The sequence below is a fragment of the Kitasatospora sp. NPDC097691 genome, from assembly GCF_040302665.1.
Taxonomy (GTDB): domain Bacteria; phylum Actinomycetota; class Actinomycetes; order Streptomycetales; family Streptomycetaceae; genus Kitasatospora.
On record NZ_JBEORY010000022.1, the window covers coordinates 21014 to 35003 of the forward strand.

General features: G+C 73.1%; 11 protein-coding genes. 7 read left to right on the top strand and 4 right to left on the bottom strand.

Going from position 1 to position 13990, the window contains the following annotated elements; genetic code table 11:
* Positions 1–32: 32 nt before the first annotated feature.
* On the top strand, positions 33–461 hold the full coding sequence (locus ABTY56_RS17750) for a CU044_2847 family protein (protein ID WP_350629732.1): 429 nt from the start codon (positions 33–35) through the stop codon (positions 459–461).
* Positions 458–4984, top strand: coding sequence for an nSTAND1 domain-containing NTPase (locus ABTY56_RS17755; RefSeq protein WP_350629733.1), 4527 nt, complete (start codon positions 458–460; stop codon positions 4982–4984). Before ABTY56_RS17750 ends, ABTY56_RS17755 begins: the two co-directional genes overlap by 4 nt.
* A gap of 58 nt (positions 4985–5042) precedes the next feature.
* Here ABTY56_RS17755 and ABTY56_RS17760 read toward each other — a convergent pair whose 3' ends face one another.
* Complete coding sequence (locus ABTY56_RS17760; RefSeq protein WP_350629734.1) at positions 5043–6290, bottom strand: threonine/serine exporter family protein; 1248 nt, start codon at positions 6288–6290, stop codon at positions 5043–5045.
* Between the two features lie 167 nt (positions 6291–6457).
* On the opposite strand from ABTY56_RS17760, the gene ABTY56_RS17765 reads away from it, so the two are divergent.
* The gene (locus tag ABTY56_RS17765) at positions 6458–6877 is read left to right on the top strand and encodes a hypothetical protein (RefSeq protein WP_350629735.1); all 420 of its coding nucleotides are present in this window, start codon (positions 6458–6460) and stop codon (positions 6875–6877) included.
* Positions 6878–6930: 53 nt separating this feature from the next.
* Here ABTY56_RS17765 and ABTY56_RS17770 read toward each other — a convergent pair whose 3' ends face one another.
* Both ABTY56_RS17770 and ABTY56_RS17775 read right to left on the bottom strand, forming a co-directional pair.
* The gene (locus ABTY56_RS17770; RefSeq protein ID WP_350629736.1) at positions 6931–8244 is read right to left on the bottom strand and encodes a hypothetical protein; all 1314 of its coding nucleotides are present in this window, start codon (positions 8242–8244) and stop codon (positions 6931–6933) included.
* Between the two features lie 377 nt (positions 8245–8621).
* Entirely contained in the window at positions 8622–9137 is a 516-nt protein-coding gene (locus ABTY56_RS17775; protein ID WP_350629737.1) for a DinB family protein, read from the bottom strand.
* Positions 9138–9265: 128 nt separating this feature from the next.
* Here ABTY56_RS17775 and ABTY56_RS17780 point away from each other — a divergent pair, with 128 nt between their 5' ends.
* Entirely contained in the window at positions 9266–9841 is a 576-nt protein-coding gene (locus ABTY56_RS17780; protein WP_350629738.1) for a GNAT family N-acetyltransferase, read from the top strand.
* Between the two features lie 223 nt (positions 9842–10064).
* Here ABTY56_RS17780 and ABTY56_RS17785 read toward each other — a convergent pair whose 3' ends face one another.
* Positions 10065–10631 (bottom strand): hypothetical protein, encoded by a 567-nt coding sequence (locus ABTY56_RS17785; protein WP_350629739.1) that lies wholly within the window; start codon positions 10629–10631, stop codon positions 10065–10067.
* A 253-nt stretch (positions 10632–10884) separates the two neighbouring features.
* Between ABTY56_RS17785 and ABTY56_RS17790 the strand changes: the two genes are divergently transcribed.
* The 3 genes from ABTY56_RS17790 to ABTY56_RS17800 are packed head-to-tail and all read left to right on the top strand — an operon-like array spanning position 10885 to position 13573.
* Positions 10885–11718, top strand: coding sequence for a CPBP family intramembrane glutamic endopeptidase (locus ABTY56_RS17790; RefSeq protein ID WP_350629740.1), 834 nt, complete (start codon positions 10885–10887; stop codon positions 11716–11718).
* Complete coding sequence (locus tag ABTY56_RS17795) at positions 11718–12917, top strand: sensor histidine kinase (RefSeq protein WP_350629825.1); 1200 nt, start codon at positions 11718–11720, stop codon at positions 12915–12917. The genes ABTY56_RS17790 and ABTY56_RS17795 overlap by 1 nt, the downstream gene beginning before the upstream one ends.
* Positions 12914–13573 (top strand): response regulator, encoded by a 660-nt coding sequence (locus ABTY56_RS17800; RefSeq protein ID WP_350629742.1) that lies wholly within the window; start codon positions 12914–12916, stop codon positions 13571–13573. The genes ABTY56_RS17795 and ABTY56_RS17800 overlap by 4 nt, the downstream gene beginning before the upstream one ends.
* Positions 13574–13990 lie beyond the last annotated feature (417 nt).

The window sequence follows — 13990 nt, forward strand, 5'->3', positions numbered from 1 at the left end:
GCCTGAGGCTTGGAAGGCTCCGAGGGGGAGACGTGGGGTATCTCGTCGAGCTGCCGATCGGTCCGGCGGACGGTGGTCCGGATGTCGTGAGGGTCGAGATCGAGCAGGCCGCGGACGGCCTGGTGCAGGTGGCCCGGCCGGGGCAGGTGGTGGCACGTGCCACCCGGTCGATGGGGGAGATGCTGGCGGGCGTCAGGCCGGTGGCGCAGGACTTCGTCAACGGTTTCCGTGGCATGGTCCACGCCCCGGACGAGATCGGGATCGAGTTCGGGCTGTCGCTGTCCGCGGAGGCGGATGTGGTGATCTCCAGCACCGCGGCCCAGGCCAACTTCAAGGTCACGCTGACCTGGCGTCGGACCCCCGGCGACTCGACCAACGATCCCGGCGCGGACCCGGGAGAGGACCCCGGCGAGGATCCAGGAGAACCCGCCGAACCGGCCTCGGCGGTGCCCTCGTCATGACGCCGACGCCCCCCGGGCCCCTCGACGGGGCCACGCCGAAGGCGTTGGACGCGGCGGTGCTGCGGATCCACGACGCGCTGAGCCGGCCGGTGGGAGCGGGTTTCCTGGTCACCCCCGAGCTGGCCGTCACCTGCGCACACGTCGTCTCGGCCGCGCTCGCCGGCCAGACCGTCGAGCCGGGCGTCGGTGCCTGGGTCTTCGTCGACCTCCCGTTGTGCCCCGCACAGGCCGGCCCGGGTGCGCCGGGCGTGGCCGGGGTGATGGCGGTCGTCGAGCACTGGGCGCCGCGGCAGCCCGACGGCAGTGGGGACGTGGCCGTGCTCCGGCTGGCGGGTCCGCTCGCCGGCGGGGTGCCGGTCCGGCCGGTGGAGTCACAGTCCGAGGACCTCTGGGACCATCCCGTCCGCGTGTTCGGGTTCCCGGTCGGGCGGTCGGACGGAGTCTGGCACTACGGCGTGCTGCGGGGCCGGCAGGGCAGCGGGTGGGTGCAGATCGACCCGCACCCCGGAGGCTACCGGGTGTCCGGCGGGTTCAGCGGCAGCCCGGTGTGGGACGAGCGGCTCGGCGGGGTGGTCGGCATGGTGGCGGTCGCCGAGGCCGGCGATCCCGCGGTGAGCTACCTGACCCCGACCGACGGCCTGATGGCGGCCTGGCCGCAGCTGCGGGCCCTCGCGATGCCGCCCTCGCCGTTCCGGAGCCTGAAGGCCTTCGAGGAGTCCGACGCCCAGGTCTTCTGCGGCCGTCAGGCCGAGAGCGAGGACGTCGCCGTCCGGCTGGCCCGCGACCAGTGGGTCTGCGTGGCCGGCCCGTCCGGTTCCGGGAAGTCGTCGCTGGCCCTCGCCGGGGTGGTGCCCCGGCTCCGGGCGGCCGGGGCCTTGGCGATCGTGCTGCGGCCGGGCTCCGGCGGCAGCCCGCTGTCCGCCCTGGCCGCCGCACTGCTGCCCCTGCTGGAGCCGGAGCTCTCCGAGATCCAGCGTCTGGAGCGGCTCTCCGCGCTGACCGCCCTGCTGGGCGCTCCCGCCGGTCTGGCCGACATCGTGCCCCGGATCCTGGAACGGCACGGAGCCGCCGAACTGCTCGTTGTCGTGGACCAGTTCGAGGAGCTCCTGGCCCGCGGGCCGGCCGCCGTCGACGAGTTCGCCGCCGTGCTGTTCACCGACGCCCTGCCGGCCACGGTCCGCGTGCTGACCACCCTGCGGGCCGACTTCCTGGAGGCGGCCCTCGCCCACCCGCGCCTCGGGCCGGTCATCAGCCGCCAGGTCTACGCGCTCGGGCCGATGAGCCGCGAGCAGCTGCACGAGGTCGTCACGGCGCCGGTCGACGCCATCCCCGGCGTACGGTACGCGCCCAACCTGGCCGAACGCCTCCTGGCGGACACCGGATCCGAACCGGGCACCCTGCCCCTGCTGGGCTTCGCACTCGACCTGCTCTGGCAGCGCCAGACGGGCGGGCTGCTGACGCACCAGGCGTACGAGGAACTCGGCGGGGTGAAGGGCGCACTCGGCGCCTACGCCGACGACGTCCTGAAGCGGACGGTGTCGCCGGAGGGCGAGCCCGTCGCCCGGCGCCTGCTCACCCGGCTGGTGCGGATCCCGATGGGCAGCATGTCGGCCACCCGCCGCACGGCGCTGCGCAGCGAGCTCAGCGAGGGCGAGTGGAACCTCGCCCGACTGCTCGCCACCTCCCGGCTGCTGGTCACCGCCCGCAGCGCCGAGGGCGTCGAGACGGTGGAACTCGCGCACGAGGCACTGATCAACGCCTGGGACACGCTGCGGGCCTGGGTCGAGGAGGACCGCTCGTTCCTGGCCTGGCGCGAGGTGCTCCGGCACGACCGGGAGCGCTGGGAAGGCAGCGGGCGAGACAACGAGCAGCTGCCGACCAGGATCGACCTGGCGGGTGCCGAGCCGTGGCTGCGCGAGCGGAAAGGGGACCTGAGCGAGGCCGAACGCGACTACCTGGAGCGCGGGCGCCTCCACCACCGGTCCCGCAGGCGGCGGTTCGGGTCGGGCGTCGCGACGCTGTGCGTGCTCGCGCTGCTGGCCGCGACGGGTGTCGGGCTCACCGTGCACGAGCGGGGCGCCACCGCCAGGCAGCGGGACGCCACCGCCCGGCAGACCGCGGCCGTCGACTCCAAGAACCTGGCCGGCCGCGCACAGGCGCTCGCCGCCGTCGACCCCGGACTGGCGTCCCAGCTCGCGGTCGCCGCCTACCAGACCTCCCCGACCCAGGAGGCCGGCTCCCGGCTCTACGACCTGCTCGGCCCGCTGCTGAACAGCGTCGTCGGCGAGACCGGGAGCGACTTCGCCACCATCGCGGCATCCGCGCGCGGCACCCTGGTCGCCGCCGCTGCCGTGGACCAGGACCGGACGCTGCGGATCTGGGACCTCGCCGACCCGGCCGCCCCACGCCTCCGCTCGACCATCAACGCCGGCGGGGCGGGCATCGCCCTCACCCCGGACGGGCGCCACCTGGCGGCCGCGTGCGGCACCGAGGGCCTGTGCCTGTGGAGCCTCGCCGACCCCGGCAAGCCCGCCATCGCCGCCCACCTGCCCAAGCAGACCAGCCCGGCGGAACCCAGTACGAGTGTCACCTCCATGGCCACCAGCGCCGACGGCACCCTCCTGGCGGCCGCAGCCGGGAACGGCGACACCTACCTGTGGTCGATCGCCCAGCCCTCGGCCCCCAAGGCCCTCGCCCGGCTGCACAATCCGACCGTCCAGGGGCCGAGGAGCCTCGCCGCCGTCGCCTTCGCGCCGAGCGGCGGCCTGCTCGCCACCACCGTCCTCGGCGGCACGACGCAGGTGTGGGGCCTCGCCGACCCGGCCAACCCCACCAACCTCTCCTCCCTGGAGACGGGGTACAAGGCCGTCGCCTTCAGCCCCGACGGAAACCTCCTCGCCGCAGCCAGCCAGAGGGACGTCGGCCTGTGGCGGGTCGGGGACCCTGCCCGACCCGATCCGATCCGAGTCGGGGTCTCGGGCTCCCCGGAGACGAACATCAGCGCGGTGGCCTTCAACCGGGACAGCAACGTGCTCGCCTACGCCGGGACGGACACCAAGGACCCCAAGGGCGACCTCTGCTTCGCCTCCCTGTCCCCGGAGGACACGAGCCTGGGTACCGCGAAGTCGACCTGCACCAGGACCGCCGCCGGCACCATGACCATGACCACCGTCCCGACCGGTGGACTGCTGACCGCAGGCGCCGACGGAGTTCTGCGCCGGTGGCGCTCGGCGTCCCGGACGGTCGACGGCGCCCGGCTTCCCGGAGGCCTCGCCTCCTGGGCCTTCAGCCCGGACGGACGCCTCATGGCCGCGCCGCAGGAGGCCCCGCCCTCGACGCCGCCCGTGCAGACGCAGTCCGTCGGACTGTGGGACCTCTCCACACCCGACGGCCCCGCCCTCGTCACGACCCTGCCGGTCTCCGCGCGGGGCGCCTCGTTCATCCGCGCGGGCGCGCTGCTGACCATCGGGTGGGACGGCGACATCCGGCTGTGGAACGTCAACGATCCGCACAACCCGGTCGGAGCGGCGTCCCTGGGCACCGCCGCCTTCCCCGCCGTCTCGACGGCCGTCGGCGACGTCATCCTGACCTTCGGAGTCACCTCGGCCGACAACGGCCACCTCGTAGCGGTGGTCGGCGGCGGGAAACTCCACCTGTGGCGCGTCGGCGACGGCCTCGACGCGGTGGAGGTCGGTTCGATCCCCGCCCCCGACGCGGGCGGCCACGACGCCGGAGTCCTGGGCCACGGCCGCACGGCCTACCTCGCGACCGGGACCGGCTTCGACTGGTGGGACATCAGCAACCCGGCGAAGCCCAGGCGCGCCGGCTCCTCGGACGTCAGAGCCCCGGAAGGCTCCGCCGACTCCGGCTCCGGTTCCACCTCCGACTCCGACCGGGCCCCCAACATGGGCTCCGCCGTGTCCGGACCCACCCCGACCGGCTCGGTCCTGGCCGTCACGAGCACGCCGGACACCATGTGCAAGTGTGCGGCCCTGGAACTGTTCGGCTTCACCACCGGTGGCGAACCCACGTCGAAGGTCGAGGTGCCCGGCGCCTTCGGCAGCGCCCTGGGGCTGAGCGGTGACGGCCGCCTGCTCGCCGCCGGCGGAAACAGCGGCAACACGGTGTCCCTCTGGGACGTCGGCGACCCCCAGCACCCCCGCCCCCGGACGACCATCCAGACCGTACAGGACGTCAAAGGCATCGAATTCGCCCAGAACGGAACGCTCATGGCCGCCTGGAGCAGCAGCGCCCTCGAACTGTGGGACGTCCGCAACCCCGACAGCCCAGTCCTCGTCGCCCCCATCGCCAATCCGAGCAGCACCTCGATCCGAGCCGTCGCGTTCGCGTCGACCGGACCCACGCTCCTCGTCGCCTCCAGCCGGACCGTCGCCCTGCTCGACGCCGACCCGGCCAACCTCGCCACCCGCCTCTGCTCCTACAGTACGGGCGCCATCAGCCCCTCGCAGTGGCAGAAGTACGCGCCCGGAGTCGCCTACCGGGACCCGTGTCCGAGGCGGTAGGCCGTGCTCGTCCGACTCCCTCGCCGTCGCTGCCGGATGCGGCGCGGCCGCCCGTGCGTCAGGACCGCGGCTGCAGCAGCGCGGGACGGGGGATGCGGCTGATCACCGAACCGATGAGGGTGCCGATGGAGACCCCGAACACGGCCGACACGGCGGTGAGCAGGGCGTGCGCCCCGTTGCCGACCTCGATCTGTGCGGTGTTGAGCAGACCGAAGGAACCCGGCACCACGACCCAGAACGCGGGCAGGTAGAGCACCTGCCAGGACGAGCCGCGCCGCAGCCAGTGCGCGACGGTGGCGGCGGCCGCGGCGGTGACCGCGCCGGCCAGGCCGCCGATCGCCGCACCGTTGGCGGAGGTCACCGTGACCTGGACGGCGGCCGTCACCGCGATCACCGCGATGATCCACGGGATGGCCGGCGGCGGGGTGTGGACATTGATCACGACCCCCGCCACGGTGAGTGCCAGCCCCAGACAGATCAGCCACCAACTCGGCGTGGCCACCTGCGTGTTGGCCAGGGCGGAGACCGGAACGCCGGTGACGGTGGCGGCGGCCACCACGCCGGCGAGGAAGAGCGCCAGCTGCACCGAACCGGACGCCAGCCGGGCGGTGCCCGCGCTCGCCGCACCCGCGGCGATCTCCGACAGCCCGGTCACCAGGAGACCGCCCGGCAGCAGGATCGCCAGCGTCGCGACGATCGTGCGCAGCGGCCCGTCCAGCAACGAGGCACGGGCAGCGCCCAGGACGAGGACGGAGACGAGGAAGCCGGCGGTGACCGGCAACAGCGGCCGGAGCAGCGGCATCCGGCGGGCCGCCATGGTCAGGCCCACCACGATCAGCGAGCCGATCCCGGCAGCGACGACGTTCGCCGCCACCGGCTGCAGATAGAGACAGAGCCCCACGCCGACCGGCAGCATCCCCAGGTCCGCGACCCAGCCGGGCCAGCGGGCCGGTGCCCGGCGGATCGCGTCCAGGTCGCGCAGCGCCTCGTGCCCGTCCAGGCCGCCCGCGCGCAGCCGGTGCACCACATCGAGGAGGTCGGCCGTCTGCTCGAACCGCAGCGTGGGGCCGACGGGTTCGAACACGGTCCCGTCGTCCGCGCTCAGCGCGACGAACAGCCCGGTGGTCAGCGCGGCCACCCGCACATCCGGTGCCCCCAGCGCCCGCCCCAGACCGCGCAACTCCTCCTCCACGTCGTGAACGGGCAAGCCCCCGCTCAACAACCCCGCACCGAGTTCGAGCAGGAGACGGCGACGCGGGTCGGCCGGGGAGCCGGTACCCCGGCCGGGCGGAAATGTGCTGAACATGGCGGGTATGGTCGCATACCACCTGCTTTCCGCCGCATACGGGGGCGCCCGTGACGGCGGTGCGGACTCCACTGATCGCGCGGGGTCGGTCGAGCGGCCGGGGTTGTCGGTGGTGCTTGTTAGCCTGCGGCGAGTCCGAGAAGCCGGTGAGCAGGGAGGGTGCCGAAGTGGGTGGAAGCGGGTGGGCGGCGACCGGGCCGTACGAGGAGGACCTGGGGGCGGCGTTCCGCACGGCCCAGCGGCTGGAGCTGGCGGAGGATGATCACGGCTGTCCGGGGCAGGACATCGTCGAGTTGTGGGAGGACGAGGACTGGCGGGAGTACATCCTGACCGGAGGCACCGGCACGGTGCTCGACTTCTACGCGCTGATCGCTGCCGAGGCCGGCGACCAGGTGGCCATGATGCGCCCGTTGACCGAGGGGGAGATCCGCAGTTGGGCTCCCAACGGCAGGCCCACGCGGGAGCAGTGGGACGAATCGATAGATCAGCTGCTCGCCCCGGTCGGCCGCGCGAAGGGCCGGTGCACGGTGCTGTACCGGGACGGCGAACCGGCCGAGGTCGCCTACTGGGGCTGCACCGCGGACTAGCTGCGGACGGGATCCGGCGCCGGTCGGGCGAGGCGCTGTGCCGGCTATGCCGCCTACTCGATGCCTTCGGCGGTCAGCAGGGCGTCCATCCATTCCACGGGTAGCCGGGCGGAGGCACCGGCCTCCTCGGCCACGTTGCGTTGCTCGTCGGCGAGAAGCGGCGCAAGGCACCGCAGGGGCAGGCCGGGATTGCCGGCTGCCACGGCACGGACCCACGGCTCGACGTCGGCGGCGAGCCGCTCCAGGATGTCCGCCGGCAGGTCGGAGGCCGCGGCTGCCGCCCGCAGCTGCGCCCGCTCCGATGTCGCGAACCGCAGGTACGCCTGCGACGGGAAGTCGGATCGTCCCAGGATGCCGGGGCGAATCTTGCGATGGTCGCCGTGCTCGCGGACGATCCGCTCCAGGTCCGCCGCCGACGGGGCCTCCGCGTACAGGGCCGTGATCCTCTGGACCTGCGGGTCCGGATCGTTGAGCAGCTGTCCGACGGCCTCCTCGGGGAGGTCTCCGGCGCAGGAGGCCACGCAGCTGCGCAGGAAGACGAAGGGGGAGTCCACGAGAGCCAGCCGCTCCTCGACCGGTGCCTGCCGCAGCCACCGCAGATCGTGGCCCATCCAGGCCGACGCGACAAGGCCGTCGGCGATGAACCACTCGTCGTCGTCCTCGGCGCCGGCCAATACCTCCTCGTACAGTCGGGCCCGGGTCTCGGCCGGGAGGTGCGGAGAGACCAGGAGCGAGTGCCGCACCAGGGCATTGTGTTCGGTGGCGAGTTCGTCGCGCAGCGCCTGCGGCAGGTCGGGGTGGCCCGCCACGGCGGCGCGCACCTCCTCGTCGGCGTCCCGGGCCAGTTCCATCGCCAGCGCGGGCGTCAGACCGACGTGGGGTGCCACGAGCGGCCGCGTCTGCGCCACGGCCAGCAGGGCCGGGTGGAGGTCCGCAGGCGGGACGGGATGCCAGGGCGAGCAGGCCGCCTTCCGGACCGCAGGCTCGGGATCCGACAGCAGGGCGCGGTGGACATCCGCCGTCGGCGCCTTCCACCACGTCGCCACGGCGAGCCGTACCTCCACGACCGGATCACGGGCCAGCAGGGTGCGCACGTCCTGCGGTGTGTCGGTGTGGGCGGCGACCTCGGACCGGACCTGAGGATCGGGGTCGGAGGCGAGACGGGTCAGCAGCGTGACGGGTATCTCGCAGCCCGGCGTGGTCAGGGGCCGTGCGAACCGTCTGATCGCCGTGCTGCGGACCCCGGCGTCAGCGTGGGCGGCGAGCCGCCGTCGGATCGGAGTGGGAAGGTGCCTGTTACGGCCGAGCGCGGCCGCCACCTCGGTGTCTCCCGTCTCCAGGAGCGCGGTGGCGAGTTGCGTGCTCATCTGCTCACGCCGACCGGCGACCTCCATCGCTCCCCAGGGCGTCCGCATGAGGCGGTGCAGGACGCGATCCGGTGCGGCCGGGTTGCGTGCCACCCCTTCGAGAACGCGTCGTCGGGCCGCAGCTGAGACCGTCGGTAGCTCCATGGCGCCAGACACTATCGGCCGGCCTGGCCGCTCGGACCGACCTGCCCGTCTGACCGGTCAGGCCGACGTGTTCGGGGCGCCGGGGTGGCGGTCGCCCTGTTGTCGGGCGAGGGCTGCCGTTCACTGCGGGAACTGTGTTATCGGAACTGACTGCTCATATGGTCAGCCCAGCGACTTCACCGCGCCCGGTTCACCCACCCGGCGCCGACGCTTCAGATGCCTCAGCCGGTGCCTCAGCCGGTGACGCCGTCCGTGAGCTCGCGGACGATGTCCAGGTGTCCCGCGTGACGGGCGTACTCCTGGAGGACGTGGAACAGGATCCAGCCCAGGGTGGGCCGAGGGGTGCCGTCGTCCGGGAAGCGGCCGCCGGCCGCGGCGAGGGTCGACAGCGGCGTTCCCGACACGATGGCCCGGGTGTGCTCGCCTCCCGTGTGCAGCGCGGCGAGCAGGTCGGCGGCCGTCTCCTCGGGGCCGACGTGCCAGCGCTCCTCCGGGCCCCGGTCGCCCCAGGGCGCCGCGACCTGTTCGCCCCGGAAGCCCCAGCGCAGCCAGCGCTGCTCCATGTGGACAAGGTGCTTCAGCAGTTCGAGCAGGGTCCACCCGGAGGGGAGGCGGCTGGTTCGCAGCTCCGTGTCGGACATTCCCTCGACCTTGGCGCCGATCACGGACCGGTAGTAGTCCAGGTAGTCCAGCAACAGCGTGGTGGGGTCGGAGAGTTGTTTGTCGGGTTCGGGCAGCGAGAAGGTCATGGACCGAGTCTGCCACCGCGCGGGCCCGGCGCGCCCGCACACCGGCGGAGCCGTGAAGCCCGCGAGCGACCGCGCCCACCTGGGCCGTCGCCCTTCGGAGAGTCGCCGCGACGGATAGGCTGTCGGGCATGAGCCGGAACGCGACCGCTGCAGCGATCCCAGGAGACCTCGTCGTCCTCGACTCCGTGGCGGTGGCCGAACGGGTGGACGCGGACGGGGAGTTCGCGGCCGCGGCGCACCGGATCCTGGCGGAGCTGGTGGTGGCGGGCGCAGCGCTCGGATGGTTGGAACCGCCGTCGGCGCAGGAGGTCGCGGCCCTGGTCGAGCAGGTGCTGGCTCGGTCGCGGGCCGGGGCCGGAGCACTGCGGGCGGCGTACGTGGACGGGCAGTTGGCCGGGTTCGGCTACTGGCTGCGCCACCAGCGCCCGACCCACCGCCCGCACGCGGACCTGGAGAAGCTCGCGGTCTCCGCTGCCGCCCAGGGCCGGGGCATCGGGCGGGCGCTCACCGCGGCGCTGATCGCGGACGCGAGGGCGGCGGGCATCGAGGTGCTCACCCTGGACGCCCGCGGTGACAACGCCGATGCGCTGCACCTCTACTTCTCCCTCGGCTTCACCGAGTACGGGCGGTTGCCGGACTACGTCGCCGTCGGGGAGCGCCGGTACGACAAGGTGTTCGCCATGCTGGACCTGCGCCGCGCCTGACCGGTCGGCCTGACCGTTCGGGGCGACCCGTCGGCGCTGACCCGTCGGGGGCGACCCGTCGGGGCCACCCGGCCCCTCGTCGGCGGTGCGGGCGGTGGCGTCAGCCCCGCGGGTGAAGCGGTGCCCGTTCTCCCACCAGGCCGGCCTTGTACAGCGCGCACAGGTGGCGGGCCAGGGCGAGTGCGGTGACCAGCGCGGACCGCCGAAGCCGCCCGGCCCGGTGTCAGCGGCCGAACAGCCGCCGCAGGCCGCGGCGTTCGGGCTTGTCCTGCGCGTCGCTCGGGGCCGGGTGGCTGGCCGCGTGGACGGGATCCGGTTCGGTCAGCAGCGTCACCACCGCGCTCAGGAAGGCGGACAGGTCCGGTGCCGGGCCCGAACCGAGGTTGAGGTGGCTGTCGTTCGCCCACTCACCGAGCACCGTGTAGGGCTCCCCGGTGAACGGGTTCATGGCGTGTTCCAGGGTGAAGTACCGGCAGTGGTCCGCCCCGCCCGGCTGGACGACGGCGGTGTAGTACGCCTCCGCCGGTGCGGTGGGCCGCGGCAGTACGACCACCAGCAGCCGGTGCGGGCCGAGCGTGATCAGCTCCGCCTTCACGCCGTCACTGGGCAGTCGCTGCTCGGCGGGCAGCCGCCCGCCGAAGTCGTCCCAGAGGGAGGCGAACCCGGCGCCGAAGCCCTGCTCGGGTTCGTGGTCCAGCATCTTCGGCCCGAGGTCCCGGGCGAGGCCCGCGAGCACCCGGTGCGCGAACTGGTAGTGGTGCGGCCGGGGGTCGTTCTCCACGATGTCCATGCGCGGAAGTATGCCGATCACACCGGGATCGGCGGAACTGCCTTTCCCTGATCGGGGGGGGCGGCCGGCATCGACCTGTGCCTGCCGCTGATCCGTCCGGTGGCCGGGGTCTGTCCCCCGTGCGAGCTACGTGCAGGTGTCCTCTGTGAGGTGACGATTCCTGACCACCGTTTCCCTAGCGTTCAGTTCAGCCGCGGCGCCCTGGCCGCGGGCCGGACAGGGATCCGGAAACGAACCGAAGAAAAGAGTCGTCATGAAACTGGTGTGGCAGATCCTGGCCGTGGTCCTGGCCGGTGCGGTCGGCGGTCAAGGTGCCGCCGCGGTCCAGGACGACCCGTGGCTCTCGCTCCTTGTGGGCGGTCTGACGGTCGTCCTCTCGGTGTTCGTCTACCGATGGGTCGTGGGGCGTACCGAGCGGCGCCCGGTCACGGAACTGGCTCGCGAGGGAGCGCCCGGGTCGCTCCTGAGGGGCCTGGTGATCGGGGTCGCGATGTTCGGGGCCGTCATTGCGAACATCTGCTTCCTCGGGGGCTACAAGGTCCACGGCTTCGGCTCGCCGACCGGGGCGATCGGGCTGGTCGGCTTCATGGCGGGCGCCGCCGTCACGGAGGAACTGATGTTCCGCGGCCTGCTCTTCCGGCTCGTGGAGCGCGGCCTCGGAACGTACATCGCGCTGGCCCTGTCCGGCACCGCGTTCGGCGCGGCCCACCTGCTCAACAAGGACGCCACCCTGCTGGGCGGCGTCGCCATCGCGATCGAGGCCGGCGGCATGCTCGCCGCCGCGTACGCCGCCACCCGCTCCCTGTGGCTGCCGATCGGACTGCACTTCGGCTGGAACTACGCGGAGTCCGGCATCTTCGGCACCGAGGTCTCGGGCAACGGCGACACCCACGGACTGCTGGACGCCTCGATGTCGGGGGCCAAGCTGATCACCGGCGGCGAGTTCGGCCCGGAGGCCAGCGTGTACGCGACGCTGTTCGGTGCGCTGCTCATGGTCGTCTTCCTGCGGCTGGCCCGCCGGCGTGGCCACATCGTCCCCCGGCAGCGTGCCGAGCGCGTGGATGCCCTCGCTACACTCGCCCGGTGATGAGCCTTCAGGGGGCCGGTCAGGTGTGGCGCCGACTCGATGTCACCCTCCGCGACCTCCCTCTCGGGGCACTGTTCCTGGCCGCGTCGTTCCTGCCGGGACTGCGTGGCCACGGGACGCAGGTCGGGGACCTGCCGACCCGTCCCTTCGACGCGCTCGCCGTCGTGGCCCTCGCGCTCGAATGCCTCTCCCTCGTGGTGCGCCGGCGGTGGCCGGTCGGCTGTCTCGCGCTGGTGGCGTGCGGCTTCGCCCTCGACCAGTTGTGCGGCTACCACTCGGCCGCCGGTACCGCCCTGCCCGTCGCGCTGATCAGTGCCGGCTCCCATCTGGAACGGCGTCGGCGCACCACCGTGGTCCTGCTGTCCGTGGCGTACGTGCCGCTGGCGATCGCGCTCGCCCGGCTCGGTTCGGGCGGCGAGACGGCGACGGGGTTCGTGACGTTCTACCTGACGCTCGCCCTGGCCTGGGGAGCCGGGGCGTGGCTGCGTTCCACACGGGCCGCGGAGGCCGCGCGCCGCGAGCGGGTGGCTGCCGAGACCCGTACCGCCGAACGCAGCCGCATCGCCCGCGAGTTGCACGACGTGGTGACCCACCACGTGACCGCGATGGTCGTCCAGGCCGAAGCCGCCCGCTACCTGACGGCCGCCCCCGAGCGGCTGGAGCAGTCCCTGACCGCTGTCAGCGACACCGGCCGCCGCGCCCTCACCGACCTGCGTCACCTGCTGGACCTGCTCAACCCCGACCACCACACCGACCACGACACCGGCCACGGCGTCGGCCCGGCGGAGGCCACGCAGGCCAGGACACCGGCCGTCGGCAGGGTCCTCACGCTCGTCGAGCAGACCCGCCGGGCCGGACAGCCCGTGGACTTCACCGAGCGGGGCACACCGCCGGCATCGACCGGCGGCGCCGACCTCGTCGCCTACCGGGTGGTGCAGGAAGCACTGACCAACGCCCTCAAGTACGCTCACGGCAGCCGCACTTCCGTGCAGGTACAGCGTGGCGAGAGGGAGATCACCGTGGAGGTCAGCACGGACGGAACCGGTTCACGCGCCACCGCCGTCGCCGCCGGCGGCGGACGGGGCCTGGCGGGCCTGCGTGAGCGCGTCGACGTCCTGGGCGGCGAGTTCAGCGCCGGCCGCGGCCCGGACGGTGCCTTCACCGTCCGGGCACGCATCCCCGCCGACGGCACCTCGTGAGCGCACCGATCCGGGTCCTGGTCTGCGACGACCAGATGCTGGTCCGCACCGGCCTGGTCACCATCATCGGTGCCCAGCCCGACATGGAGGTGGCGGGCGAGTGCGGAGACGGACGGACCGGAGTCGACCTCGCCCGCGAGGTACGGCCCGACGTCGTCGTGATGGACATCCGCATGCCGGTCCTCGACGGCCTCGAAGCCACCCGCCTGCTGGCCGGTGTCGGAGTGCCCCACCCCGTCAAGGTCCTCGTGGTGACCACGTTCAACCTGGACGAATACGTCTACGAGGCACTGCGCGCCGGCGCCAGCGGCTTCCTCCTCAAGGACGCCCCTCCGGACCGGCTGCTCCACGGCATCCGGACCGTGGCCACCGGCGCGGCCCTCCTCGACCCCGACGTGACACGCCGACTCGTCGGGCGCTACGCGGCCCGCATCCGCCCCGCCGAGAACACCCACCGGGACATCCCGCTCACACCTCGCGAACTGGAGGTTCTCCGTCTCATCGCCGACGGCCTCTCCAACAGCGAGATCGCCGCAACCCTCGTCATCAGCCATGAGACCGTCAAGACCTTCGTTTCCCGCATCCTCACCAAACTTCAACTCCGCGACCGCGTCCAGGCCGTCGTCTATGCCTACCGCCACGGCTTGGTCACCTGACCGGGCGTTCCGTCCCCGGTCCGGAGGTGCGGGTTCCGCTGCACGAGGGCCGGAATTCGCTCGCGGCACGTGGCCCTGTCCGCCTCGGTGAGCACGCGGCCTCCTCCCCGGCCGTACGCCGCCACCTGAGCGGAGGAGGCGGCAGGGAGCCTGCCCTCGGAGCCGCCGGTCCGGGCGTCCGGAAAATTCTTTCGCCGCCCCTGCAACCTCGTCGCCTGCCGCACGTCTTTCACAGTGAGCGGCGGGGACGACAGCCAGTTTCCCCCGTTCGTGTCGTGGCGTGGCCGCCCTGACGTCGGTGCCCGGAGAGCCGGGGCCGCCGGGGTGTGCGCTGCTCCTCCACAGTCATAGCCAGATGTTCCTGCGGCATGCCCGCAGCCGTGTTCCGGGGGGAACCATGTCCACTCTCGTCAGACC

Excerpts from the sequence above, each read along its gene's own strand:
- ABTY56_RS17780 (WP_350629738.1), top strand. The coding sequence starts at position 9,266 with ATGAGCCGGAACGCGACCGCTGCAGCGATCCCAGGAGACCTCGTCGTC.
- ABTY56_RS17785 (WP_350629739.1), bottom strand. The coding sequence starts at position 10,631 with ATGGACATCGTGGAGAACGACCCCCGGCCGCACCACTACCAGTTCGCG.
- ABTY56_RS17755 (WP_350629733.1), top strand. The coding sequence starts at position 458 with ATGACGCCGACGCCCCCCGGGCCCCTCGACGGGGCCACGCCGAAGGCG.
- ABTY56_RS17775 (WP_350629737.1), bottom strand. The coding sequence starts at position 9,137 with ATGACCTTCTCGCTGCCCGAACCCGACAAACAACTCTCCGACCCCACC.
- ABTY56_RS17790 (WP_350629740.1), top strand. The coding sequence starts at position 10,885 with ATGAAACTGGTGTGGCAGATCCTGGCCGTGGTCCTGGCCGGTGCGGTC.
- ABTY56_RS17770 (WP_350629736.1), bottom strand. The coding sequence starts at position 8,244 with ATGAGCACGCAACTCGCCACCGCGCTCCTGGAGACGGGAGACACCGAG.
- ABTY56_RS17760 (WP_350629734.1), bottom strand. The coding sequence starts at position 6,290 with ATGTTCAGCACATTTCCGCCCGGCCGGGGTACCGGCTCCCCGGCCGAC.
- ABTY56_RS17795 (WP_350629825.1), top strand. The coding sequence starts at position 11,718 with ATGAGCCTTCAGGGGGCCGGTCAGGTGTGGCGCCGACTCGATGTCACC.